Annotated in this window: 20 protein-coding genes and 2 pseudogenes; 12 read left to right on the forward strand and 10 right to left on the reverse strand. The window is 61.4% G+C overall.

All coding sequences use genetic code 11. The features are described 5' to 3' along the window. Positions 1-19: 19 nt before the first annotated feature. A complete protein-coding gene (locus ACZ445_RS11190; RefSeq protein ID WP_310863543.1) occupies positions 20-610 on the reverse strand; it encodes an amino acid synthesis family protein in 591 nt (196 codons plus the stop codon). Positions 611-793: 183 nt separating this feature from the next. Here ACZ445_RS11190 and ltnD point away from each other — a divergent pair, with 183 nt between their 5' ends. From ltnD to ACZ445_RS11220, 6 genes are all read left to right on the forward strand, one after another. Beyond that, complete coding sequence (gene ltnD, locus ACZ445_RS11195; protein ID WP_259641576.1) at positions 794-1,771, forward strand: L-threonate dehydrogenase; 978 nt, start codon at positions 794-796, stop codon at positions 1,769-1,771. Between the two features lie 10 nt (positions 1,772-1,781). Next, complete coding sequence (gene otnK / locus ACZ445_RS11200; protein ID WP_058427002.1) at positions 1,782-3,074, forward strand: 3-oxo-tetronate kinase; 1,293 nt, start codon at positions 1,782-1,784, stop codon at positions 3,072-3,074. Continuing rightward, positions 3,071-3,715 (forward strand): 3-oxo-tetronate 4-phosphate decarboxylase, encoded by a 645-nt coding sequence (gene otnC / locus ACZ445_RS11205; RefSeq protein ID WP_058427001.1) that lies wholly within the window; start codon positions 3,071-3,073, stop codon positions 3,713-3,715. The genes otnK and otnC overlap by 4 nt, the downstream gene beginning before the upstream one ends. Before the next feature lie 98 nt (positions 3,716-3,813). Next, positions 3,814-5,274, forward strand: a complete 1,461-nt coding sequence (locus ACZ445_RS11210) for a GntT/GntP/DsdX family permease (RefSeq protein WP_058427000.1) — start codon at positions 3,814-3,816, stop codon at positions 5,272-5,274. A 15-nt stretch (positions 5,275-5,289) separates the two neighbouring features. Further along, positions 5,290-6,072, forward strand: coding sequence for a 2-oxo-tetronate isomerase (gene otnI, locus ACZ445_RS11215; protein WP_058426999.1), 783 nt, complete (start codon positions 5,290-5,292; stop codon positions 6,070-6,072). Positions 6,073-6,143: 71 nt separating this feature from the next. Then, positions 6,144-7,223 (forward strand): alpha/beta fold hydrolase, encoded by a 1,080-nt coding sequence (locus ACZ445_RS11220; protein WP_058426998.1) that lies wholly within the window; start codon positions 6,144-6,146, stop codon positions 7,221-7,223. A 12-nt stretch (positions 7,224-7,235) separates the two neighbouring features. On the opposite strand, the gene ACZ445_RS11225 is transcribed toward ACZ445_RS11220, so the two are convergent. Next, positions 7,236-8,057 carry a DeoR/GlpR family DNA-binding transcription regulator gene (locus ACZ445_RS11225; RefSeq protein ID WP_058426997.1) on the reverse strand — a complete coding sequence of 274 codons (822 nt, stop codon included), beginning with the start codon at positions 8,055-8,057 and terminating at the stop codon, positions 7,236-7,238. Positions 8,058-8,124: 67 nt separating this feature from the next. Continuing rightward, positions 8,125-9,045, reverse strand: coding sequence for a LysR family transcriptional regulator (locus tag ACZ445_RS11230; RefSeq protein ID WP_058426996.1), 921 nt, complete (start codon positions 9,043-9,045; stop codon positions 8,125-8,127). Between the two features lie 139 nt (positions 9,046-9,184). Here ACZ445_RS11230 and ACZ445_RS11235 point away from each other — a divergent pair, with 139 nt between their 5' ends. Both ACZ445_RS11235 and ACZ445_RS11240 read left to right on the forward strand, forming a co-directional pair. Further along, positions 9,185-10,240, forward strand: coding sequence for a tartrate dehydrogenase (locus ACZ445_RS11235; protein ID WP_058426995.1), 1,056 nt, complete (start codon positions 9,185-9,187; stop codon positions 10,238-10,240). 93 nt (positions 10,241-10,333) lie between these two features. Further along, positions 10,334-11,665 carry a dicarboxylate/amino acid:cation symporter gene (locus ACZ445_RS11240; protein ID WP_058426994.1) on the forward strand — a complete coding sequence of 444 codons (1,332 nt, stop codon included), beginning with the start codon at positions 10,334-10,336 and terminating at the stop codon, positions 11,663-11,665. Here the strand turns inward: ACZ445_RS11240 and ACZ445_RS11245 are convergent. The 3 genes and pseudogenes from ACZ445_RS11245 to ACZ445_RS11255 form a co-directional block, all read right to left on the reverse strand. Further along, positions 11,603-12,145 (reverse strand): annotated as a pseudogene (locus ACZ445_RS11245) (methyl-accepting chemotaxis protein); the annotation flags it as partial. The gene ACZ445_RS11240 and the pseudogene ACZ445_RS11245 overlap by 63 nt on opposite strands. Positions 12,146-12,466: 321 nt before the next feature. Next, positions 12,467-13,546: pseudogene (locus ACZ445_RS11250) on the reverse strand (HAMP domain-containing protein); the annotation flags it as partial. Positions 13,547-13,689: 143 nt separating this feature from the next. Beyond that, positions 13,690-14,580, reverse strand: coding sequence for a bestrophin family protein (locus ACZ445_RS11255; RefSeq protein ID WP_058426992.1), 891 nt, complete (start codon positions 14,578-14,580; stop codon positions 13,690-13,692). Positions 14,581-15,027: 447 nt separating this feature from the next. Between ACZ445_RS11255 and ACZ445_RS11260 the strand changes: the two genes are divergently transcribed. Both ACZ445_RS11260 and ACZ445_RS11265 read left to right on the forward strand, forming a co-directional pair. Continuing rightward, entirely contained in the window at positions 15,028-15,891 is an 864-nt protein-coding gene (locus ACZ445_RS11260) for a hypothetical protein (protein WP_058426991.1), read from the forward strand. A 26-nt stretch (positions 15,892-15,917) separates the two neighbouring features. Next, positions 15,918-16,943: a GGDEF domain-containing protein gene (locus ACZ445_RS11265; protein ID WP_058426990.1), complete on the forward strand. Its 1,026-nt coding sequence runs from the start codon at positions 15,918-15,920 to the stop codon at positions 16,941-16,943. A 16-nt stretch (positions 16,944-16,959) separates the two neighbouring features. Here the strand turns inward: ACZ445_RS11265 and ACZ445_RS11270 are convergent, their stop codons facing one another. Further along, positions 16,960-17,259, reverse strand: a complete 300-nt coding sequence (locus tag ACZ445_RS11270) for an ArsR/SmtB family transcription factor (protein WP_058427156.1) — start codon at positions 17,257-17,259, stop codon at positions 16,960-16,962. A gap of 92 nt (positions 17,260-17,351) precedes the next feature. Here ACZ445_RS11270 and ACZ445_RS11275 point away from each other — a divergent pair, with 92 nt between their 5' ends. Together ACZ445_RS11275 and ACZ445_RS11280 are read left to right on the forward strand one after the other, a co-directional pair. After that, positions 17,352-18,443, forward strand: a complete 1,092-nt coding sequence (locus ACZ445_RS11275) for an NADH:flavin oxidoreductase/NADH oxidase (RefSeq protein ID WP_179028311.1) — start codon at positions 17,352-17,354, stop codon at positions 18,441-18,443. A 198-nt stretch (positions 18,444-18,641) separates the two neighbouring features. Continuing rightward, positions 18,642-20,768 (forward strand): TonB-dependent siderophore receptor, encoded by a 2,127-nt coding sequence (locus ACZ445_RS11280; RefSeq protein ID WP_464705167.1) that lies wholly within the window; start codon positions 18,642-18,644, stop codon positions 20,766-20,768. Positions 20,769-20,815: 47 nt separating this feature from the next. On the opposite strand, the gene ACZ445_RS11285 is transcribed toward ACZ445_RS11280, so the two are convergent. From ACZ445_RS11285 to ACZ445_RS11295, 3 genes are read right to left on the reverse strand one after another with little or no spacing between them, the layout of a single operon-like run. Beyond that, positions 20,816-22,228 (reverse strand): aspartate ammonia-lyase, encoded by a 1,413-nt coding sequence (locus ACZ445_RS11285; RefSeq protein ID WP_081049343.1) that lies wholly within the window; start codon positions 22,226-22,228, stop codon positions 20,816-20,818. Then, on the reverse strand, positions 22,215-23,204 hold the full coding sequence (locus tag ACZ445_RS11290) for a LysR family transcriptional regulator (protein ID WP_058426986.1): 990 nt from the start codon (positions 23,202-23,204) through the stop codon (positions 22,215-22,217). The genes ACZ445_RS11285 and ACZ445_RS11290 overlap by 14 nt, the downstream gene beginning before the upstream one ends. A 21-nt stretch (positions 23,205-23,225) precedes the next feature. Continuing rightward, positions 23,226-24,575, reverse strand: a complete 1,350-nt coding sequence (locus ACZ445_RS11295) for an MFS transporter (protein ID WP_310863538.1) — start codon at positions 24,573-24,575, stop codon at positions 23,226-23,228. Between the last annotated feature and the right edge of the window lie 311 nt (positions 24,576-24,886).

Here is a 24,886-nt window from a genome sequence, read left to right on the forward strand (position 1 = left end):
TTGGGGTTGCCGACCTGGCTTACTGAGCCTTTTCGGCAGCCAGTTCTTCCAGGTCGATGTAACGGTTGCCGATGCGTGGGTGCAGGCGGCCGCCATCGGCGCAACCCAGTACCACGACGATTTCGTCGGCACGCGGGGCGTCTTCGATGCGCATTTCCAGGGTGATGTAGTGCGAGCGCAGGCCTTCGTCATCCTTGTGCATCATCGGGACCTGGATGGAAGTGCCCGGGCCGCCGCGCTTGTTGGTGAAACTCAGGTAGCTCTTGGCCTTGACCGCTTCACGGTAGTGATTGCCGAAGCGCAGGGTGTGGATGATCGCGCTGGCGTGCTCGATCTCGCCATCGGCACCGACCACGGCAGCCTTGCCATAGGCTTCGATCTTGTCGGCACCGCCAATGATGCCCACCAGGCGCTCGACCATCAGCGCCCCGAGGTCGGAGCAGTTGGCACGGATTTCCGGCTTGAGGTCTTCGACGAAACCACGGCCCTGCCATGGGTTTTTCAATACTACGGCCAGGCCGACCATGGTCACGGGGGTATCAGCGGCCTTGCCGCCTTCGATGAAGGTTTCTTCTGTGTAGCTGACGATTTTGCGGATTTCGAAACTCATGAGCGGCTCCATCAGGTGTGGGGGAGTGGGTTGCGTATGATGGTATACCATAATACGCAAAGCACAAGCATCGCGAATGAGTTTGCGTGGGGTGAGGCGATAGAGGGTGGTGTATGAAGGTCTTTTCGAGGTGATGTTAAAAAATGTTATATTGAAAAAATACTTCACATAATCTGTTCATTGATGGATGATCGGTCCCAATTCCAATGCGGCTCGCCGGTGTGGTGTCAGTCGCCGTTTTCCACTGGAGTACCTATGAATAATAAGAATGTCGGTGTGATCGGTTTGGGCGCGATGGGGCTGGGCATTGCCCGCTCGCTGTTGCGCGCTGGTTTCAGTGTGCATGCCTGTGATGTACGTGAGGCGGTCACCCGGCAGTTCGCCGGGGAAGGCGGAGTGGCGTGCTCGTCACCGGCGCAGATGGCCGAGGCCTGTGATGTGATCATCACCGTGGTGGTCAACGCCGAGCAGACCGAGACTGTGCTGTTTGGTACGGGCGGTGCCGTGGCGGCGCTGCGCTCTGCGAGCCTGGTGATCGGTTGCGCCACCGTAGCCCCGACCTACGCCGTGGACCTCGGCCGGCGGCTGGGCGAACACGGGCTGCTGTACCTGGATGCGCCGATTTCCGGCGGTGCGGCCAAGGCCGCCGCCGGTGAGATGACCATGATGACCTCAGGCCCACAGGCCGCCTATGCCAAGGCCGATGCGGTGCTGGCGGGCATGGCCGGCAAGGTTTATCGCCTGGGCGACGTCCATGGGCTCGGCTCCAAGGTCAAGATCATCAACCAGTTGCTTGCCGGCGTGCATATCGCGGCGTCCGCCGAGGCCATGGCCCTGGGCCTGCGTGAAGGGGTGGATGCCGATGCCTTGTACGAGGTGATCACCCACAGCGCCGGCAATTCCTGGATGTTCGAAAATCGTGTGCCGCACATCCTCAAGGCCGACTACACGCCACTGTCAGCGGTGGATATTTTCGTCAAGGACCTCGGCCTGGTGCTGGATACCGCCCGTGCCAGCAAGTTCCCACTGCCGCTGTCGGCCACTGCGCACCAGATGTTCATGCAGGCCTCCAGCGCCGGTTTTGGCCGCGAGGACGACTCGGCGGTGATCAAGATTTTCCCTGGTATCGAGTTGCCGACTGCCAAGCCCGAACCGGTGTAAGGAACATTTTATGACTGATCACACCACACGCCCGTTGCTGGGTTGCATCGCCGACGATTTCACCGGTGCCACCGACCTGGCCAACATGTTGGTACGCGGCGGCATGCGCACGGTGCAGAGCATTGGCATCCCCAGCCGAGAAGTCGCAGACGGCCTGGATGCAGATGCCATTGTCATCGCCCTCAAGTCGCGCACCACGCCGGCCGCAGACGCTGTCGAGGAATCCCTGGCCGCACTGGAATGGCTGCGCGCGCAGGGCTGCGAACAGATTTTCTTCAAGTATTGCTCAACGTTCGACTCTACCGCCGCCGGCAATATAGGCCAGGTCAGTGAGGCCTTGCTCAAGGCGCTGGATGCTGATTTCACCCTGGCCTGCCCGGCGTTCCCGGAAAACGGTCGCACGATTTTCCGTGGCCACTTGTTCGTGCAGGACCAGTTGCTCAATGAATCGGGCATGCAGCATCACCCGCTGACACCCATGTGCGACGCTAATCTGGTGCGGGTGCTGCAAAACCAGACTGCATTGCCGGTCGGGCTGCTGCGGTACGACGCGGTCGCCGCCGGTGTGGACGCGACACGCACCAGGATCGCCGAACTGCGCGAGCAAGGCGTGGGTATTGCCATCGCCGATGCGCTGTCGGACCAGGACCTCTATACCCTGGGCAGCGCCTGCGCCGACTTGCCGCTGCTCACTGGGGGCTCGGGCCTGGCCCTGGGCCTGCCGGGCAATTTCCGTCGCGCGGGTAAATTGCGCGATTTTGATGTGAATGCATTGCCCACGGTCAGGGGGGGCGAGGTGGTGCTGGCCGGTAGTGCGTCGGTGGCGACCCTTGGACAAGTTGCAGCCTGGTGCGAGGCGGGCCGCCCGGCATTACGCATCGATCCCATCGCCCTGGCCGCCGGTGAACCGGTGGTGGCGCGGGCGCTGGCCTTTGCTCGCAACAGTGCGCACACCGTATTGATCTACGCCACCAGCACCCCGGCCGAGGTCAAGGCGGTGCAGCAACAACTGGGCGTCGAACGTGCCGGCACCCTGGTAGAGAACGCATTGGGCGAGATCGCTGCCGGCCTGCGTGAGCAGGGAGTGCGACGCTTTGTAGTCGCCGGAGGGGAAACCTCCGGTGCGGTGGTCAAGGCCCTCGGCGTCAGCCTGTTGCAGATTGGTGCACAGATCGACCCCGGTGTGCCGGCCACGCTCAGCAGTTCCGCCGAACCGCTGGCACTGGCACTGAAATCGGGCAACTTCGGGGGGCGCGAGTTCTTTGCCAAGGCCCTTGTGCACCTGGCAGGAGGTGCACAATGACTGGCATCGACGAACAGGCCCTGCGCGAAGAGATCTGCGATGTCGGCCATAGCCTGTATCAACGTGGCTATACCGTCGGCAGCGCCGGCAATATCAGTGCGCGCCTGGATGATGGCTGGTTGATTACGCCTACCGACGTCTGTCTGGGGCGTCTTGCACCTGGGGCGATTGCCAAGGTCAACCTGGAAGGCGAGTGGGTGTCCGGGGACAAACCTTCGAAGACCCTGGCCCTGCACCGTCAGGTGTATGACCGCAATCCCTCGGTGGGCGGGGTGGTGCATACCCATTCGACCTACCTGGTGGCGTTGACCCTGGCCGGGGTGTGGCAGCCAGACGCTATTCTGCCGCCGCTCACGCCCTATCAAGTGATGAAGGTCGGGCACATTCCTTTGATCGACTACCAGCGTCCGGGCTCGCCCACCGTCGCCGAGCAAGTGGCGCAACTGGCCAACAGCGTGCGTGGGGTGATGCTTGAACGCCTGGGGCCGGTGGTCTGGGAAAGCTCGGTGGCCAAGGCCAGTTACGCCCTGGAAGAGTTGGAAGAAACCGCCAGGCTCTGGCTGATGAGCAACCCCCGGCCCGAGCCACTGAGCCAGGCCGCCTTGGATGAGTTGCGCGAGACGTTCGGCGCGCACTGGTAAGCCGTAGATCGATATTGCAAGCCTCCCGCGAGACCCGCCTGCGGATCGTGACGGGGGGCGGCTTGCACCAAAAAACAATAACAACAGGACATTCCCGAATGAGCCCACTGATTTTGATGTTGACCGCCGGCGCGGGTATCGCGCTGCTGCTGTTTCTGGTCCTCAAGTACAAATTCCAGCCCTTTGTCGCACTGATGCTGGTCAGTATTGTGGTGGCGCTGGTGGCCGGGGTGAAACCGGCTGATCTGGTGGCGACGATTGAAGGTGGCATGGGCAAGACCCTTGGTCATATCGCGATCATCATTGCCTTGGGCGCGATGATCGGGCGGATCATCGAGCTGTCCGGCGGCGCCGAAGCCTTGGCCAAGTCGTTGATCGAGCGCTTCGGCAACAGCCGTACGCCGCTGGCTTTGACCATTGCCGGATTCATCATCGGCGTGCCGGTGTTCTTCGAAGTCGGGGTGATTATCCTGATGCCGCTGGCCTACGGTGTGGCACGCCGGGCACGCAAGCCGCTGCTGGTGTTTGCGCTGCCGATGTGTGCGGCACTGCTCACGGTACATGCGTTCCTGCCGCCTCATCCGGGTGCGGTGGCGGCGGCCAGCCAACTGGGTGCGGACCTGGGCCGGGTGCTGATGTTCGGCCTGCCGATCACCGCGTTGCTGTGTTACGTCGGCTACCGCGTGGCGGCGCGCATGACTCGCCGCTTTTATCCGATGACCGATGACATTCGCGCCGAAGTCTATGGCCCCCATGTGACCAATGAAGACTTGCGGGCCTGGACCAGCGGCAGCAACCAGGCCGCGCAACAGAACGCCGTGGCCGAATCCCACATGGGCCTGGAGGAGTCCACCAGTGCCATCGCCGCCAAGTTGCCTGCGGCGCCTGCGCCGGGGTTCGGGCTGATCGTCAGCCTGATCCTGCTGCCGATTGTGTTGATTCTACTGGGCACCCTGGCTACATCATTGCTTCCGATAGAGTCGACGTTGCGCGCCGTGATGACCGTGCTTGGCGCACCATTGGTGGCGCTGTTGATCGACACCTTGCTGTGTGCCTGGCTGCTGGGCTCGCGTCGGGGCTGGAGCCGCAGCCAGGTGTCGGATGTCATCGGCTCCGCCTTGCCGGGCGTGGCCATGGTGATCCTGATCGCCGGCGCTGGCGGGGTGTTCGGCAAAGTGTTGGTGGACACCGGGATCGGCGCAGTCGTGTCCGATATGTTGCGCACCACCGGTCTGCCGGTGTTGGCCCTGGGCTTCCTGTTGACCATGCTGCTGCGCGCGGTGCAGGGTTCTACGACCGTGGCCCTGGTGACTACCGCAGGAATCATCAGCCCGCTGATTGCCACCCTCAACCTCACGCCTAACCATATGGCGCTGCTGTGCCTGGCCATGGGCGGTGGCGGGCTGGCGATGTCCCATATCAACGATGCAGGGTATTGGATCTTCACCAAGCTGGCCGGGCTGAATGTGGCAGACGGTCTGCGTACCTGGACTGTAATCACCACGTTGCTCGGCACCCTGGGGTTCCTGATGACCCTGCTGATCTGGCCATTTGTCTGATTTCTAGGAGCTTACATGCCTCGTTTTGCTGCCAACCTGAGCATGCTGTACCCGCAACATGATTTCCTCGAGCGCTTCGCTGCGGCGAAAGCCGACGGTTTTGATGCCGTGGAATACCTGTTCCCCTACGATTACAGCGCCGCCGCCCTCAAGCAGCGCTTGAGTGATAACGGCCTGGTCCAAGCGTTGTTCAATGCACCGCCGGGTGACTGGGCGGCGGGTGAGCGAGGCATTGCCACCTTGCCGGGGCGCGAGGCCGAGTTTCGCAGCGGCTTCGACCGTGCCCTGGAATACGCCGAGGTGCTGGGTAATACCCATGTGCATGTGATGGCGGGGCTGTTGCCGTCGCCAAGCCTGCGCGAACGCCATCATGCCGTGTACCTGGAGAACCTGGCCTACGCCAGCGCTGCGGCGGCCGAGGTCGGCGTGACGGTCTTGGTGGAGCCGATCAACCCCCGTGACATACCGGGTTTCTTTCTCAATCGCCAGGACCAGGCCCAGGCGATCTGTCGTGAAGTCGGCGCAAGCAACCTCAAGGTGCAGTTCGACTGCTATCACTGTCAGATTGTCGAAGGCGATGTGGCGACCAAACTGCGTCGTGACGTCGACGGCATCGGTCATATCCAGATTGCCGGAGTGCCTGACCGCCACGAGCCGGACCTGGGTGAGCTGAACTACGGGTTCCTGTTCGAGCTGATGGACCAGTTGGGCTACACCGGTTGGGTCGGCTGCGAATACCGGCCCAAAGCCGATACCTCGGCTGGCCTGCAATGGTTGCGGGACTGGAAGGCACGCTGATCCGAAACATCCCCTGCATAACCGGTAAGCAGGGGGGCCACAATAAAAACAAAAATAACGGGAGTTCCCCTATGCAGCACTTCACCGTCCGGCCTGCACCAGGCTGGCTGTTTGCGTTGTCTTGTGTACCTTCGATGCTCTGCGCTGCACCATTGCCATCGGCGACGGAGGGCGATTGGGTCGCGCCCGAGTTCACTTTTCACACGGGTGAAAAGCTGACCAACCTGAAATTGCATTACCTGACGCTGGGCGATCCGGCTCACCCGGCGGTCCTGTATCTGCACGGCACGTATCGACCTGGCAGCGACGTGCTGGGCAAGGATTTCGGCGGTGAGTTGTTCGGGCCTGGCCAGCCGCTGGACGCCAGCAAGTACTACATTATTTCCACCGATGGCATAGGGGTCGGCCAGTCGACGAAACCGTCGGATGGGCTGCGCGCCACGTTTCCCGCCTACAACTATGCCGATATGGTCCAGGCGCAGTATCGACTGGTGACCGAGGGCCTGGGGGTCAAGCACCTGCGCCTGGTCATCGGTAATTCCATGGGCGGCATGCAGACCTGGATGTGGGGCCAGACCTGGCCTCAGATGATGGATGGTCTGGTGCCCATGGCATCGCAGCCCACACAGATGTCATCACGCAACTGGATGATGCGTCGGCTGCTGGTGGAGTCGATCAGGCAGGACCCTGCGTGGAGTAACGGCAATTACACCCAGCAGCCGCCTTCGTTGCGTCTGGCCAATGCGCTATTCAGTGTAGGCACCAGTGGCGGCACCCTCGCTTACCAGGCGGCTGCGCCGAGCAGAGCGCTGGCCGACAAGCTGGTGGACGAGCGCCTCAACGCTGCGCAAACGGCTGACGCCAACGACTTTATCTACCAATGGCAATCGTCTGCCGATTACAACGCTGCCTCCGGGCTGGGCAATATTCAGGCCCCGGTACTGGCGATCAATTCGGCGGATGACGAGCGCAATCCGCCCGAAACCGGCACTCTGGAGGCGTCCCTGAAACACATCAAGGACGCGCGTTTGCTGCTGATCCCGGCCAGCGCTGAGACGCGCGGCCATGGCACTACGGCGATGGCGAAGTTCTACACCCGGGAGTTGGCGGCGTTCATGCAACACACCGAGCAGGTACGCCAGGCGCGTTAACACGCCGTCGGGTCACGCCGGCGTTGGATCGCCCGGCAGCATCAGTTCGATGCCGCGCTTGCGGATACCGTCAGCGGCCGCCGGGGCCAGGGCGTCGTCGCTGATGATCACATCGAACGGCTCCAGCCCGGCGATGCGGTACATGCTGAAGGTGCCGTACTTGGAACTGCTGGCCACCAGTACTACTTGAGCAGCTGATTGCATAGCCACTTGCTTGACCTCGACCTTCAGCGCCGAGGGGGTGGTGATGCCACGGTGCAGGTCCCAGGAGCTGGTGGACACAAAAGCGATATCCGTGACCACCTGGCGCAAAGTCGCCACCGCCAGCCCGCCGACGCAAGAGTGATTGTCATGGTCCAGTTGGCCACCGGTGTGGATCACCGTGACCTGGGGCGCATCCATCAGGGCCTGCACGATCCCGAAATCGTTGGTGACCACCGTCATCCCCGAAAGCGCCTTGATATAGGGGACGATCTCCAGGGTGCTGGTGCCGGCATCCAGGTACACCGTCATGTCCGCGTGCAGCAAACGTGCTGCCAGTCGTGCCATCGCCTGCTTTTGTGGCAATTCCACTACGGCTTTGGATTGATGGCTCGGCTCGCTGTGCAACTGGCTGGCGATCCTGACGCCCCCGGTGACGGAGTACGCCCGGCCTTCCTGTTCCAGCAGTGCAATGTCACGGCGTACGGTCATGTGCGAGCAGTCGAACATCTCCATCAACTGGTGCACGCTCATCACCTGATGCTTGCGCAACTGACGCAGGATTTGCTCGCGACGCTGCTCGGGAATCATCGGCGTGCTGCTGTCGGGGGCAGTGTCCTTGGGGGTGGGCATTGAGGCTCCGGGTCGGTCTGGGGGCTGGGGCACATAGTAGCGAATATGCGTTCCGAGGTGATGCACTTCAGTCAGTCATCAGTGCGTCATCGACTGTGTCCAGGTGCTTGAAGCGTTCGATCAGAAAGTCAATCAGGCTGCGCACCCGTGCCGACAGGTGCAGTTGTTGCGGGTATACCGCGTACACATCGGCGCGGGTGGGGGTCTGGTCCTCCAGTACCAGGCGCAGGCGCCCGCTGCGCACGTAGCGAGCGATGTCCCATTCGGCGCGCAGTAGAATCCCGTAGCCCTCCAGTGCCCAGTTCAGCGCCACCTCGCCGTCGTTGCAGCCCAGGGCGCCGTGCACTTTGATGTTGTCCGTATGCCCGCCGTGGGTGAACGACCACACGCCATACGGCGATTCGTTCTGACGGATGAAGATGCAGTTGTGCTGGTGCAGGTCGGCGAGCTTTTCGGGTGTGCCGTGTTTGTCCAGGTACAGCGGCGAAGCGCACAGCAGGCGGCGGTTGGAGGCGATCTTGCGTGCATGGAACGCCGCGTCCGGCAGGCTGCCGAAGCGGATGCCGAGGTCGAAACCGTGGGTCGTCAAGTCCAGCGGGTGATCGCTGATTTCCAGCTGGATCTCGACCTCCGGGTACTGCGCAAAAAACGCTGCCAGGGCCGGGCCGATATAACGGCGGCCGAACCCCAGCGAGGCATTCACCCGAATCAGGCCCTTGGGCGTGGCGCGACTACTGCTGAGCACCTGCTCCAGTTCGTCGATCTGGGTGAGGATGCGCGCCGCATGGGTGAAATACAGATCACCCTCGGAAGTCAGGCTCATCGAACGGGTAGTGCGGTTGACCAGGCGAATGCCCAGGCGCGCCTCCAGTGCCGTCAGGCGTTTGCTCACTGCCGGCGGAGTCACCCCCAGTTCGCGCGCGGTGGCGACCAAGCTGCCTTTGTTGGCGAGCAGGTAGAAAAACGACAAATCCAGGGTTTGGCTCATTCGTAACTCAAGGTTATTTATGTAGTGATTTCGAGTCGATCATGCTGCTTTGATCGCTACATATACTCCGATCACCCCCCGCTTGGACAGCCTGGCTGCGACGGGACACAACAACAAACGTGACGAAGTGGAGTGAATGATGAGTGCATACAACATTGCGGCAATTCCAGGAGACGGTATCGGCGTGGAAGTGATCGCCGCGGGCGTTGAAGTCCTGCAAAGCCTCGCGAACAAAGCCGGTTTTGCAATGAACTTCAAGCATTTCGAGTGGAACTCCGACAACTACCTGAAAAACGGCTACTACATCCCTGAGGGGGGCCTGGAAGAGCTGAAGACCTTCGACGCAATTTTCTTCGGTGCAGTGGGTGCCTTGAACGTGCCGGACCACATCTCCCTGTGGGGCCTGCGCCTGCCGATTTGCCAAGGCTTCGACCAGTACGCCAACGTGCGCCCGGCGCGGGTGTTGCCGGGGGTGAAAAGCCCGTTGCACAACGGCGACCAGATTGATTGGGTGGTGGTACGGGAAAACTCCGAAGGCGAGTACTCCGGCAACGGCGGGCGGGTGCATCGCGGCTTGCCCGAAGAGGTGGCCACTGAAGTGTCGGTGTTCACCCGTGCCGGTGTGGAGCGTATTCATCGTTTTGCCTTCGACCTGGCCCGCAGTCGCCCCCGCAAGCATCTGACCCTGGTCACCAAGTCCAATGCCCAGCGTCACGGCATGGTGCTGTGGGATGAGATTTTCTACGAAGTGGCCAAGGACTTCCCGGATGTGAAAATCGACAAGGAACTGGTCGACGCCGTGACCACGCGCATGGTGCTCAAACCTTCGACCCTGGATGTGATTGTGGCCACCAACCTGCACGCTGACATCCTTTCCGACCTCGCCGCCGCACTGTCCGGCAGCCTGGGTATTGCGCCCACGGCCAACCTCAACCCTTCGCGCCGGTTCCCGTCGATGTTCGAGCCGATCCATGGTTCGGCGTTCGACATTACCGGTAAAGGCGTGGCCAACCCCATCGCGACATTCTGGACCGCCGCCATGATGCTCGAACACCTGGGCGAGCCAGCCGCCGCCCGGCAATTGATGTCAGCCATCGAGGCGGTCACCGAAAGCGGCCTGCACACCCCTGACCTGGGTGGCACTGCCAGCACCCGCCAGATCACCGATGCCGTCATCGAGCTGATCAACCGCTGATTCACGGGAGTACTGCGGCACAACGCCAAGGGCCGGCGGTCACGTCCGCCCCCCCTGGCATTTCCTGACAACAATAAGAATCAGGGCCCTGTCATGAAAAGAATATTTGGCAAACTCTATGTGCAAGTCCTCATCGCAGTCATCCTCGGTGCGATTGTCGGGGTGCTAGTGCCCGACACCGGGACCGCGCTCAAGCCATTGGGCGATGCATTTATCAAACTGATCAAGATGCTCCTGGCACCGGTGATCTTCCTTACGGTGGTCACCGGCATTGCCAAGATGGAGAACATGAAAGAGCTGGGCCGCGTGGGTTTTCGCGCGTTGATCTACTTCGAAGTGGTATCCACCCTGGCCCTGGTGGTCGGGCTGGTGGTGGTGGATGTGTTCAAGCCCGGCGCCGGCATGAACATCGATGTGGCCACCCTCGACACCTCAAGCCTTGCCACCTACACCACGGCGGTCAAGCACGCCTCGTTCATGGACTTCGTCATGAACATCATTCCCGACACTCTGGTGGATGCGTTTGCCAAGGGCAATGTGCTGCAAATCCTGCTTTTTTCTATCCTGCTGGGCGTTGCGCTGGCTGCTGTGGGGCCGCGCGGCAAGCCATTCGTGGACACGCTGGACAGCCTCATGCAGGGCATGTTTCGTATCGTCAACATGGTCATGCGCCTGGCGCCTATCGGTGCGTTTGGCGCCATCGCGTTCACCATCGGCAAGTACGGCTTCGGTTCGTTGTTTTCCCTCGGCAAACTGATGGCCTGTGTCTATCTGACGTGCGCGGTGTTTGTGATCTTCGTGCTGGGGCCGATTTGCCGCTACAGCGGCTTCAGCTTGTGGAAGTTCCTCAAGTTCATCAAGGAAGAGCTGTTCACCGTGCTCGGCACCAGCTCGTCGGAGTCGGTATTGCCGCAAATGATTGCCAAGATGGAGAGGGCCGGTGTGTCCAAACCGGTGGCCGGCATGATCATCCCCTCGGGCCTGACCTTCAACCCGGACGGCCAGGCGATCTACTACACCATCGCCGCGATTTTCATCGCCCAGGCCACCAACACACCGTTGACCCTGACTGATCAGTTGATCGTGCTGGCGGTGTTGATGTTCACCTCAAAGGGCTCGGCGGGAGTGACCGGCTCAGGCTTTATCATCCTGGCGGCAACGCTGTCGTCACTGGGCACTATTCCGGTGGCGGGCATGGTGCTGCTATTGGGGGTAGACCGCTTTATGTCGGAAGCGCGGGCGATCACCAACACCATCGGCAATGGCGTGGGCACCATGGCGATCGCCAAGTGGGTGGGGGCGCTGGATACGGTGAAAATGCGCAAGGCCCTCGACGGTGAAGTCGAGAGCCCAGGTGCACATTCAGAACTTGAATCGCCCCACCAGCCCCTTGAGCTGCCCGGAAATATCCGTCAACCGACCTGATCCGGTCTGCGCCGAATGGGCAAACCCTTCGACCAGTTGCGCATCGGCATGGATCTGCGCGATGTGCCGGTTGATCTCTTCGGCCACCTGGTGCTGTTCTTCGGCGGCGGTGGCGATCTGGGTGTTCTGGTCGCGGATCGAGTCCACCGAGCCACGGATCTTGTCGAAGCTGTCGCGGGCCTGCTGGATGCGTTCCACGCTGGTGTGCGACACCAGCAGGCTGCCTTGCATCTGCTGGGTCACTTCCTGGGTGCGACGGGCGAGGTTGCCGAGCAGGCTGTCGATCTCGCCGGTGGAGTCGGCGGTGCGACGGGCGAGGGCGCGGACTTCGTCGGCGACCACCGCAAAGCCACGGCCCTGGTCACCGGCACGGGCGGCCTCGATGGCCGCGTTGAGCGCCAGCAGGTTGGTCTGTTCGGCAATCGAGCGGATGGTGTCGAGGATGGTGTTGATGTTTTTGCTGTCCTGCTCCAGCTGCTGCATGGTCTGGGTCGAGCGTTGCAGGTCTTCGCTGAGCTGGAGCACGCTGCCGGTGGCTTCGCCGATGTGCTGCTGGCCGTCATGCACATCGCGGTAGCCTTCGTCGGCACTGGTGGCGGCGGCGCTGCAGGAGCGGGCGACTTCGTTGGCGGTGGCCACCATTTCGTTGAACGCGGTGCTCACCAGTTCCACCGCTTCACGCTGGCGACCGGCGGCCTGGTTCATGTTGTGGGCGACTTCGCTGGTGTCGGCGGCGGCGGTTTGCAGGTCGGACGAGGCGTTGCCGATGCGCTGCACCAACTGGGCGATCATGCTCAGGAACTGGTTGAACCAGCCGGCCAGGCTGGCGGTTTCGTCCTTGCCCTGCACCTTGAGCTGGCGGGTCAGGTCGCCTTCACCTTCGGCGATCTCTTGCAGGCCGTCGGCCACGCCGCGAATCGGACGTACGATCACGCTGGCGAAACTGGCGCCGACAATCGCGAAGACTACGGCCAGCGCAGCGGCAATCGCAGCGATCAACCAGGTAAGGCGGGTCGCGCCGGCCATCACTTCGTCGCGCTTGATCAGGCCGATGAAGCGCCAGCCCAGGTCTTTGGAGCTGACCATGTTGGCCATGTACGCCACGCCATCGATATCGACCTGGCTCACGCCGTCGCCGCGCTTGGCCAGCTCGGCGTAGTTGGGGCCCAGATCGGCCAGGGGCTTGAAGTTGTGCTTGGCGTCGCTGGGGTCTACCAGCACGTTGCCGTTGCCTTCCACCAGCATCAGGTAGCCGCTGTCGCCGAGCTTGATGTTGCGCACCAGCTCGGTGAGCTGCTTGAGCGAGACGTCCAGGCCGACCACGCCGAGGATCTTGCCAGCGGCGTCGGTGACGGTGTGCACGGTGCCGATCAGCGTCACGTCGTCCGGCGCCCAATAGTAGGCCCCGGTGCGCACGGTTTTACCCGGCGCGGCGATGGCGGCCTGGTACCAGGGGCGTACGCGCGGGTCATAGTTGTTCAGCTTGGTGTCGTCGGGCCAACTGGCGTAGCCGCCGTCGGCGAGGCCCAGGGACAGGTAGGCGGTGCTCGGATGGCTCTTGGCGAACTGGTCGAAAATCTCCAGCAGCGCTGTGTTGGTGGGGGTGAGGGGGATTTGCGCGGCATCGGCGCCGGCGTAGCTCTTGAGGTCCTTGGCCGCGACAACGCGCGGGTCCTTGGCCACATACTCGACGTTCTGGCTGATACCGTCGAAGAACTGCTTCATGCCATTGTCGATCTGGCGGATCTCGCGGCCGCTGCTGTCGAGGAAATTGGCCTGGGCCCCCTCGCGCAGATTCAGTACAACCAATACAGCGACCAAAATAACCGGGACGCACGCGATGGCGGCAAACGCCCAGGTCAGCTTTTGCTTGATATTCATGACTTCACCCGCGGGTATTTATAATTTTGGCAAGGAGAAAACAGTAGCGTCGAGCGTCGCATGTGTTGTTTTAAGGGGTGTGGCCCATGCGTACCCTCTGTATATCGACTGCGCGGGCACGCACTTGAGGGCTGAGGGAGGGTTTAACCGATGCGTTCGCCGCCCAGCGCATCACGCTGCATCGACTGCAGGTTTTTCTCGATGGTCTCGCAGATAGTGTCCATCTGGATCTGGTGTTCGCTGGAGTTGAACGGGCTTTGCAGGTCGGTGCCGATGCGCTCGATGGCCAGCAGCATGAAACCCACCACCGTCGAGGCCAACGGGGTGAACCAACCCAGGGACTCCACCAGCCCCACCGGTACGATCAGGCAGAACAGCGAGATAAACAGTCGTGGAAAGTACACGTAAGGGTAAGGCAGCGGTGTGTTGGCGATCCGCTCCATGCCGCCCTGGGCGTTGGACAAGTCCACCAGGGTCGACTCCAGCCGCGCCAGGCGGATGCTGTCCAGGTGACCGGCCTTGTACTCGCGGGCCAGCAACGCCGCTGAACCGGTAAGGATATCGTTGGCAAAGTTGTTGGTGGCGCCGTTGCGCGCAAACTCATCGCCAGGGATAAACGCGCGGACTTCTTCGGGGCACGGCTGGCCCTTGAGGTGCGCGGCCAGGCAATTCACATAGGCCACATGGCGACGCAGCAGGGTGGCCTTGACCGGGTTCACTTCGCCGTCGGGGTCGTCCAGCAGGGTCAGCACCTGGCGCGCAAAACTGCGCGAGTTATTGACCATCGCGCCCCACAGGGTGCGGGCTTCCCACCAGCGGTTATAGGCACTGCTGTTACGGAAACTGATCAGCACCACCAGCGCCGAACCCAGCAGGGTCAGGGGCATCAGCGGCAGATTGATCTTGTAGGTGAGAAACAACATGAAGTCCACGGTGACGGCGACGTCCCACAGCAGCAGCCAGAACAGCGCCCAGCCAACGTAGCCCATGGTTTTGATGATCAGGCGGTACTTTTTGAGGATGGCGGCTTTCAAACGGAGACCTCGCGGTGAGTGGCAGGCAACGGTGCCTTAGCTCGGACGCGGGTCGCGGTGAAAGGTTCGCCCCAGGGCCTGAATCGTTTAAGTAGCGCTCACCGGCTCCCGTGAGAGTCGTCGCAATTCTTCCAGTACCGCCAGGATTCAATGGCATCGGCGAACAGGTCGATTGAACAGTTTCATCACAACGCTTGGATATATTTAAAAGCAGCGAAGCACCGCAGCTGTCATGGGCGTGTATGAGTGGGTTGTTTTAGGGGCGACAATACGTTTTGGAACAATTTTGGTAGCGATGATGTCTGTCGGGTTAATCGCGATACATTGCGCTCGAGGCAAAACGCCATCGCTGGTGGTGTTTACGACGTGAGTTGTTGTGAGACCTGGTTGCAGAAGTGCTGCGCCATCGATCAGTGAATTCCAGTAGGTTGATCAGGGCTCTTTCTCATGTGCGTCAGTTCGTTGAAGTGGGCGTTGGATCATTCCGCGCGGGTGTTGGAACGTCACGGGGAATTTGAATGCAGTATTCGCGCGCACTACGCCATTCTGCTGGTTCCCTATTCAAAACGACCGTTTTTCTACAAGACAGCGTTGAAGTTCAACCGTTTGATGGTGTCCTTCACGCTGCTGAGTGAATATTTCTCCAAGCCCGCGCCGTTGTTGTCCGACGTGAAAGCGTTCTGCGTGGCTCGCGGCTTCTGTTCCAGGAACAGCCTGGAGTCGATCTTCCTGCTGTTCCGGGCACTGGGGTTCATGAAGGTCGCCGGCCACCCTGACGACAGCCGTTTCCGAGTGTTCAGCCCATCGGCCCAGGCCTGCCATGAAGTCAGGTCGATGCTCAATTCCGTGGTGCAGCCGCTGGGACCAATGTGCCCCAGTGAAGCGCAGGTCCAGCGGATGAGTGAGTTGGACGACCGAGCCTTCCTGGCACTTTATTTCAACGGTTTTGCCACCCTTCTTTCAAATAAGCTGACCATCGATGTATTGCTGCCTGAATGTGACTGGCTGGTTAACCGCGATGCCGGACATATGCTGATGTTGGCGATTTATAACGATGCCTGTTCCTTGGACTGTCAGGGCGCAAGTTTCAGGACGTCTTCTTATCTTTCACTGGCGACGCAACTTTCAGTGTCCAAGACCCATGTGATTCGTCTGGTTCAGGAGGGTGTTGAAAAAGGTTGCTTTAAAGTGCATTCCAAGACGCAGTTGGAAGTATTGCCGCCCTTTGTAAAGTTGGTGCGCCGTTTCATGGCGTATTCATTTGCAATCACCCTGCAGAGTATCGAATTGGGCCAAGCCAGCAAAATATAGGCGACTTATGCGCAGGGAGTGTTGAGATGCCGGCTGACTTAAAGCTCAGGCCAAGGATGCAGAGGTTATTGTCGCCCGCTGTTGCCCAGGCGGAATGGATAGGCCTGATTGCCTGGTGGTGGGTGCTCTTGGTGGATCCGGTGCTGGAGTTCGGGTGGTACACCGTGCTCATTACCGTCTGTTTGACAGCGTTGTGTCGATTTCACCGGCGGTTGACCAATTTCCTGGCCTGGCGGGCGTTCGGTGTGGTCTATATGGCGGTGTTGGCCGGCGGCTTTGCGTTGGTGATGCAGACCGATCAGGCGTTGCAGGTATTTGCTCTACCGCTGGCGGTGATTCTGGTGCTGAGCAGTGCCTTGCTCTTTATCGCAGTCCAGGATTTCTTGATAGGCGCTGCATTGATCTGGTCGATGCTGTGGCCAGCTGTTCATATGTCGATCTACGCCGGGGTTGAGGTTTACCTGGTGATGTTCTGCCTGGCGTCGGTGTCGATCGGCTTTATCCTGAATTATTCCTACGTGAAGAACCTGCGCTCTGTGTTGCTGGTCGAGAGTGAGTTCCGGGAACTGGCAGAAACGGATTACTTGACCTCCATCCTGAACCGCAGGGCCTTTATCGAACGTTTCGCCAAGGTGATCGCCGAGGGGCAGTGCGGTTATTTCATGATGCTGGATATTGACAGCTTCAAGTTGAAAAACGACCAGTTTGGCCATGATGTCGGTGACAAGATTCTCTGTGCGATGGCGCACTGCCTGAAAGCCACGCCGGGCAGCGACAGCTTCGGCAGGATCGGGGGAGAGGAGTTCGGTGTCTTGCTGGTGGGTGATGACCCTTGGGCGGCCACGGATTTTGCCGCGCGCCTGCTGCAAGCGATTCGCTGCAGTGTCCCGCCACCCCATCACTACACGTGCAGTGCCGGCATGACGCATTTCTCGGCGGGTGCCGATATGTCAGCGGTACTCAAGTGCGCCGACCGCAACCTGTATGCCGCCAAGCGCAATGGCAAGGACTGCGTTTATCTGGACGGCGAGCCGGTGACGGCTTCCAGGTGAAACGCAAAGACGGGCCTCAGTGCTGGGCCAGAATGCTCGCAAGCAAGCCGGGAAAGCGGCCTTCAAGATCTTCCGCACGCAACGCATTCAGATGAGTGGTGCCCACGCTGCGGGTCTGCACCAACCCGGCATCGCGCAACACCCGAAAGTGATGGGACATGCTCGACTTGGGCCGCCCGCCGTCCAGTTCGCCGCAGGTGGCCTCTGGCACGCCGGCCAGGCAGCGCACGATTTCCAGGCGCACCGGGTCACTCAGGGCGTACAGCACGCGCTCAAGGGTCAGGTCTTGCAGGGGAGGATGTTTGAAGGCTCGCATGAAACGAATCATAACAGGGGGCTATCGTTGAATACCATAGTTCGATTACCATCGAACTATCGAATCAACCATCTGCTCACTGGAGTCGCCCCATGGCCGCATTGTTCGAACCGTTCACCCTCAAAGACGTCACCCTGCGCAATCGCATCGCTATCCCGCCGATGTGCCAATACATGGCCGATGACGGCATCGTCAACGACTGGCACCTCGTGCACCTGGCCAGCATGGCCCGTGGCGGTGCCGGCCTGGTGGTGGTCGAAGCCACTGCCGTCGCGCCGGAAGGTCGTATCACCCCCGGCTGCGCGGGGCTTTGGAGTGATGCGCATGCCGAGGCGTTCGTGCCGATGGTCCAGGCGATCAAGGCCGCCGGTTCCGTGCCGGGCATCCAGATCGGTCACGCCGGCCGCAAGGCCAGCGCCAACCGCCCGTGGGAAGGGGACGACCATATCGCCGCCTCCGACGCCCGCCGTTGGGAAACCATCGCACCCTCGGCCATCGCCTTCGGTGCCAACCTGCCACAGGTGCCTCGCGCCATGACCCTGGACGACATCGCCCGGGTACGCCAGGACTTCGTCGACGCCGCCCGCCGTGCCCGCGACGCCGGTTTTGAATGGATCGAGCTGCACTTCGCCCACGGCTACCTGGGCCAGAGCTTCTTCTCCGAGCACTCCAACCAGCGCACCGACGCCTACGGCGGCAGCTTCGACAACCGCAGTCGTTTCCTCCTGGAAACCCTGGCTGCCGTACGCGAAGTCTGGCCGGAAAACCTGCCGCTCACCGCACGTTTCGGTGTGATCGAGTACGACGGTCGCGACGAGCAGACCCTCACCGAGTCCATCGAACTGGCTCGCCGTTTCAAGGCCGGTGGCCTGGACCTGCTGAGCGTCAGCGTCGGTTTCACCATCCCCGACACCCACATCCCGTGGGGCCCGGCGTTCATGGGGCCGATTGCCGAGCGCGTGCGCCGTGAAGCCGGTATCCCGGTCACTTCGGCCTGGGGCTTCGGCACGCCGCAACTGGCGGAAGGGGCGTTGCAGGCCGGGCACCTGGACCTGGTGTCGGTGGGGCGCGCGCACCTGGCCGACCCGCATTGGGCGTATTTTGCGGCCAAGGAACTGGGGGTCGAGAAGTCCTCGTGGACCTTGCCTGCGCCTTACGCGCATTGGTTGGAACGTTATCGCTGAGGCGGTAGCCGGATGGTGGAAGCCACTCCCAGGAGTGGCTTTTTTTGTGTCGTCTTTTGTAGCACGTCGATACAGAGCGGTTACCTAAAAAAACACCAATGAGAACGGATATCAATTGTTAATGATTTGACCTATGATGCGCGCCAAAATAACTGGCTGATATGCCGCCCCATCTGGCTCTTTCACTAGGTTCAACTCATGCGTCGTACTCTGCTTTCCGTGTGTGTGCTTCAGGCGTTTTCCCCCTTGAGCTGGGCGGAGGTCGAACCGGTTGAAAAAGCCGCCATCGAGCTGCAAGCCACCAGCGTCACCGGCATGGCCGACTATGAAACCGCCCAGGGCCCCGTGCAGGGCTATCACGCCACCCGTTCAGCCAGTGCGACGCGCACCGATACCTCGATCCATGAAACCCCGCAGTCCATCAGCGTAGTGTCCAAGGCGGTGGTCGAAGACATCGGCGCCACTCGCCTGCAGGATGCGCTGGATTACGCCGGCGGTGTCGGCCGCGCCAACAACTTCGGCGGGCAGGGTCTCACCACCTTCACCGTGCGCGGCTTTACCACCGGCGAGTTCTACCGCAACGGTTTCCCGATCAACCGTGGCTACCCGAACATGCCGGACGCCAACACCATCGAACGCCTGGAAGTGCTGCGCGGCCCGGCGACCATGCTCTACGGCCGTGGCGATCCCGGCGGCACCTTCAACGTGGTGACCAAGCAACCGTTGGCCGAACGCACGGTCACCCTCGGCAGCCAATTGAATGACCAGGGCATGAAGCGCGGCACCCTGGACGCCTCCGGCCCGTTGGACGAAGAGGGCCGCCTGGCCTATCGCCTGAACGTGGTGGGCGAGGGCGGCGACACCTTCCGCGACCATGTGGAAACCGAACGCTACGGCATCACCCCGGTGCTTACCTGGCAGGCCAGCGACGACACCAAGGTGATCTTCGAAGGCGACTTCATGCGCAACAACCACCCGCTGGACCGAGGGCTGACACGCTTTGCCACTCAGAAAGGCACGCCTTCGCGCGACACCTTCTGGGGGGAAAAAGACGCCGGCAAACTGCACAACGACAACAGCATGGCCCAGTTGCGTTTCGAGCATCTGCTCAATGACAACTGGACCCTGGGCGGTGGTTTTCAATGGCTCGATGGCACCCTGCAAGGCAACGCCATCGAAGCCAACGGTCTGGCCGCTGACGGTCGCACACTGGGTCGCAACTTCAACTACCGCAAGCTGGAGTGGACCGACAAGGACACTCAACTCAACCTCACCGGGCATTTCTCCACGGGCGGTTTTGACCACACCCTGCTCACCGGCGTCGAGTTCGAAGACTACGACTACAAGTCGATCATCCAGCGCTCCAGCGGGGCGGTGGGTGCCTACCCCATCGACATTTTCAACCCGGTCTACGGCCAACCACGCCCGGCGCTCACGCGCACGCCGACCCACGACAAAGAAAACCTCAAGACCTACGCCGCGTTCGTCCAGGACCAAGTGGCCTTGACCGAGCGTCTGAAAGTGCTGGCCGGCGCACGCTTCGAGCGCTTCGAGCACGACTACCACACCTATGTGCCAGGCGGTAAAAGCTGGGAAGCCAGCGATAACGCAGTCACCCCGCGCGTGGGCGTGAGCTACGACCTCACCGACACCGTCGCGGTTTACGCCGATGCTGCGCGCTCGTTCAAGCCGAACACAGGTGCCAGCCGCCAGGGTGGTGGGTTTGAGCCGGAGAAGGGCAAGTCCTACGAACTGGGCATCAAATGGGAAGCCCTGGATCGTCAACTGAGCGTCGATGCTGCGATTTACCAGATCGAGAAGAAAAACGTGCTTACCACTGACCCTCTGGACTCGACCTTCAGTGTCGCCGCCGGCCAGGTACGCAGCCGCGGCTTCGACCTCAACGTCGCCGGCAACCTCACCCCTGAATGGCGCGTGATCGGCGGCTACGCCTACGTCGACGCCGAAGTCACCAAAGACAACACCATCCGCGTCGGCTCACACCTGGCCAACATCCCGCGCAACAGCTTCAGCCTGCTCAACGTCTACGAATTCCAGGACGGTCGCCTCAAGGGCCTTGGGCTGGGCGCGGGCGCCAAATACGTCGATGAACGTGTCGGCCAGACCTCCAACACCGCCTTCTCGATGGACGCCTACACCGTGGTCGACCTGCTGGGCTACTACAAGGTCAACGACAAGGTGCGCCTGAACCTGGATGTGAAGAACCTGTTCAACCGCGATTTTGAGGAAGGCGCGTTCGGCAACTTCTACGCCTACCCGGGTGCGCCACGCACGGTGCAGGTGGGCATCGCCTACACCCTGTAAAACCGGGGCGGTGTGCAATCCCTCCGGGTGATTGCACACCGTATTCCTCAGCCCTCGAACACTGGGTGCGACGACCTTTCAATCGCCGCCATGGCATCGGCCTGGCTCATCAAGCCCGACTCTTCCAGAATCGACAACAGCGAGCGCCCTTGCGCCACCGATTGGCGTGCCAGCTTGCTCACACGGGCGTAGCCTAGCTGCGGCACCAGCGCGGTGGCCACGGCCATTGATTGAGCCAGGTGTTGTTCGTTGCGTTCGGCATCGGCGGTTATCCCGCTGATGCACTTCTCGCGAAACCGTCGGATGCCTCGGGTCAGCAGCGCAATACTGTCGAACACGCGGGACGCCACCAGCGGCTCGAAGTGGTTGATTTCCAACTGACCGGCCTGCACCGCCTGCGCCACCGCCACATCATTGCCGATGACGGCGAAGCTCAGCTGGATCATCGCCATGGGCAACACCGGGTTGACCTTGCCTGGCATGATCGACGAGCCGGCCTGGGCTTCGGGCAGCTTCAATTCGCCGATCCCACCGACCGGCCCGGAGGACAGCAAGGTCAGGTCAGAGGCGATCTTGGCCAGGGACGCGGAACCGGTGCGCAACTCAGCCGAAACTCGAGAAAACGCATCCATGTTCTGCATCGCATCGAAGGCGTTCGAGGGGGCCTGGTACTCGATGCCAGTGACCTGTACCAAGTGCTGATACACCGCGGCGCGATAAGCGGGCGGCGCACCAAACCCGGTGCCGATCGCCGTGCCGCCCAGCGGCAGGGTGCGCAGTGTGTCGCGCACGCCAGCCAGCGCGGCCGCCAGGCGATGGGTGAGGGCGGCGTACCCGGAAAACAGCTGGCCCAGGCGCATCGGCTGGGCATCCTGCAGGCAGGTGCGGCCCAGGTGCAGAATGTCGGCAAACTGCACGGCTTTCTGGTCGAAGCGCGCGGCCAGTTGTTCCACTTCATCGATCAACGGCCCGAGCATCGCATGTGTCGCGATCTTCAATGCCGCCGGGTACACATCATTGGTCGACTGTGAGGCATTCACATGGTCATTGGGGTGCACCACGTCATACGAACCCGCCGCGTGGCCCATCAATTGCTGGGCGCGGTTGGCGATGACCTCGTTGAAGTTCATGTTGGTGGACGTGCCGCCGGAGCCTTCCAGCAGGTCAACGATCAGCGAGTCGTCGCACTGGCCGGCGATCACCTCGCTGCAGGCTTGCACGATGGCGTCGCACTGGGGCTGGGCAAGCACGCCGCAGGCGCGGTTGGCCAGTGCGGCCGCCCACTTGCACTGGGCAAAGGCATCGCGGAAGGCCGGGTAATAAGCGATGGTCAGCGGTGATACGCTGAGGTTGTCGAACCCGCGCACCGAGTTCACCCCGTACAGCTTGTCTGCCGGAATCTGTACGTCGCCGACGTAATCGGTTTCCAGCCGTGTAACAACAGCATCAAAAATACTCACGAGCATCACCCTCATCAAATTGGATTAACGCCTCCACCCCTTTGTCCAGGGCCGTGAGCCTGGGCAGGAAGGAATGGCGGATCACATCACGCGCCGTTTCGCACGCATCGGCGAAAAAGGCGCTGTATTCATTGCGTCGTGCTACCAGGTAAAGCGAGCGTTCCAGTTGCAGGTCCGGTGTGAGGTGCGCGGTCACGTTGTCGACCCAGGCACTGGCCTGCAAAAAACACATGGGGCTGGTGACGGCCCAGCCGATGCCTTCGGCGACCATGGACGTCAGTGCATCGGCGTTATCCAGCTCCAGGCGGTTGGGCACCCGTACGTTCAGGCTGCGCAGATGACGCTCGATCTGCAGCCCCACCTGGGACATCCGGTTGAAGCGCACTACCGGCAGCACATTGGCCAGCGCGCGTACGTCCTCGACCGTGTGGATATCGCAGCGCGCTTGCCTGGGCGTGATAACAAAGTACTTTTCTGAAAACAGCCGATAGCGGATCACGTCATTGGCGTCCATCAACGGGTCGCTGGTGACGATCAGGTCCAGGTCGCGCCGCAACAGGGATTCACCTTGTTGCGGGCTGAGCCCTGTGCGAATGGACAACTGCGCGACCTTGCCGAGCAATTGCCGGGTGAACACCGACCCGCAGGTGGCGGCGAAGGAGTCCACCAGGCCAATGCGCAGGTCGGGGTTCACACCGCGCCCGGCGTCGATCACCTGAGCCTTGAGGTGGGACAGTTCCTCGCTCAACACCGAGCCCCGGTTGCGCAAGGCAACCCCGAATGCGGTGAGTGCCATGGGCCGGGTGGTGCGGTCCACCAGCACCACCCCCAGTTCCTCCTCCAACTGACGCACCATCTGTGACACGCCGGACTGGGAAATACCCATGCGCGCGGCGGCACCGGACATGCTGCCTTCCTCGGCAACCGCGATGAACACCTGGACTGCATACATGTCGATCAGCCTGTTCGCAGACATCCTCAACCTCACTTGATGGTGTTATTCAATGGCAACCTTGGCGTCCGTCCGAAGAGGATCGGGCGTGACCCCCGACAAGTCTTCCTTGCTGGTTTCCGGCGCAAACACGTGGCAGAACACGCCGCCGAAGACCAGCACGCCAACGCATACGCCCAACGCCGCATGGACCCCCACGTGCTGCACCGCGACGGGCAGCAGGAACGTCGCCACCGCCGAGCCGAACCGGCTGGCCGCCACGGCCAGGCCGATCCCCGAGGCCCGCAGATGGGTGGGGAACAATTCGGGTGGGTAGACGAACTCCAGGTTGACCGCCGCCGCCATCACACAGGCAAAAACGCCGAAGGCGAGGATGGTGCCCAGGGGGCCGAAACCGGCGTAGGCCAATACTGCCAGGCCCGCAGCACTCAAGTAGAAGGTGCCGACCAGGAATACGCGCCGGGACAGCCGATCAATGACCAGCAGACCGAGCAGTGCGCCGAGCAACAGCAACACGTTGTAGACCAGGCCACCGGCAAACTTGTCCTGCACGTTCAGGGCTTCCAGGACTTTGGGTGCGAATGTGCCGAGGGCGAAGAACGGAATCACCTGGCAGGTGTAGAACACGCAACCCACCAGCGTATTTTTGCGCCAGCGCGGGCTGAACAGTTCGGCCCAGCTGCCACGCTGCTTGTGCCCATTGGCCGGGGCCACGGGTGCTGGCAGGAACACATGCGGGCCGAACTTGCTGCGCACAATGGCCATGGCTTCCTGGCTACGCCCGCGGGCCATCAACCAGATCGGCGATTCCGGCACGCCCATGCGCAAGGGCAGAATCAACAGGGCTGGGACGCCACTGAGGGCCAGCATCACGCGCCAGGCATCCGGTCCGATATCGCGGATGGCAAAGCCCACCAGGTACGCTGCTACATAGCCCGCCGCCCAAGCTGCCGCCAGCACGCTGAGCAGGCGTCCCCGATAGCGGCGCGGGGCAAATTCGGTCACCAGTGACTTGCTCACGACATAGTCGAAGCCCAGCACCAGCCCCAGCAGTAAACGCAGCGCCAGCAACTGCTCGGGCGAGGTGACAAAGAACTGCGACGCAGAGATGACGGCGAATAACAGCATGTCCCAGGCGAAGATTGCCCGCCGGCCGAACTTGTCCGCGATAGGGCCGGCAAACAGGCTGCCAAGGAACAGTCCCGCCAAGGAAGCGGCGCCCAGCAAGCCCATCCACAATGCCGTCAACTGTAACGGGCCGGCCGCCATGCTGACGGCGATCCCGATAATGCCCAGTACGAAACCATCACTGAACTGGCCACCCGTGCCGCTGAATACCGTGCGGATATGGAAGCGGCTCAGCGGAAGGTCTTCGAACGCTACTTGACCACTCATTCGTCTCTCCACTTGCGTTTTTATAGTTGTGGGAACCGGCGCATCGGCACCGGCTGAGAACGAGTCTAGGGCGACAGCTTCACGAAATCAGCAGGTGCCCTGTGAGTATCAAGATAGCTGATACTGAGAGCCGCTTTTCTTGAACAGGGGACAAATGTGAAAGACCTGAGCGAGTACGCGCAACCGACTCACGAGCTTGAACAGGTGCAAAGTAGGACCCACATCACAGCTGCGACAGATGGCGGCCAATAAGCATTTACGCCCACCCCCAATCGATGAGAAAAGCACGTCCATTCCCTCGGATATGGACA

The sequence above is a fragment of the Pseudomonas allii genome, from assembly GCF_055380095.1.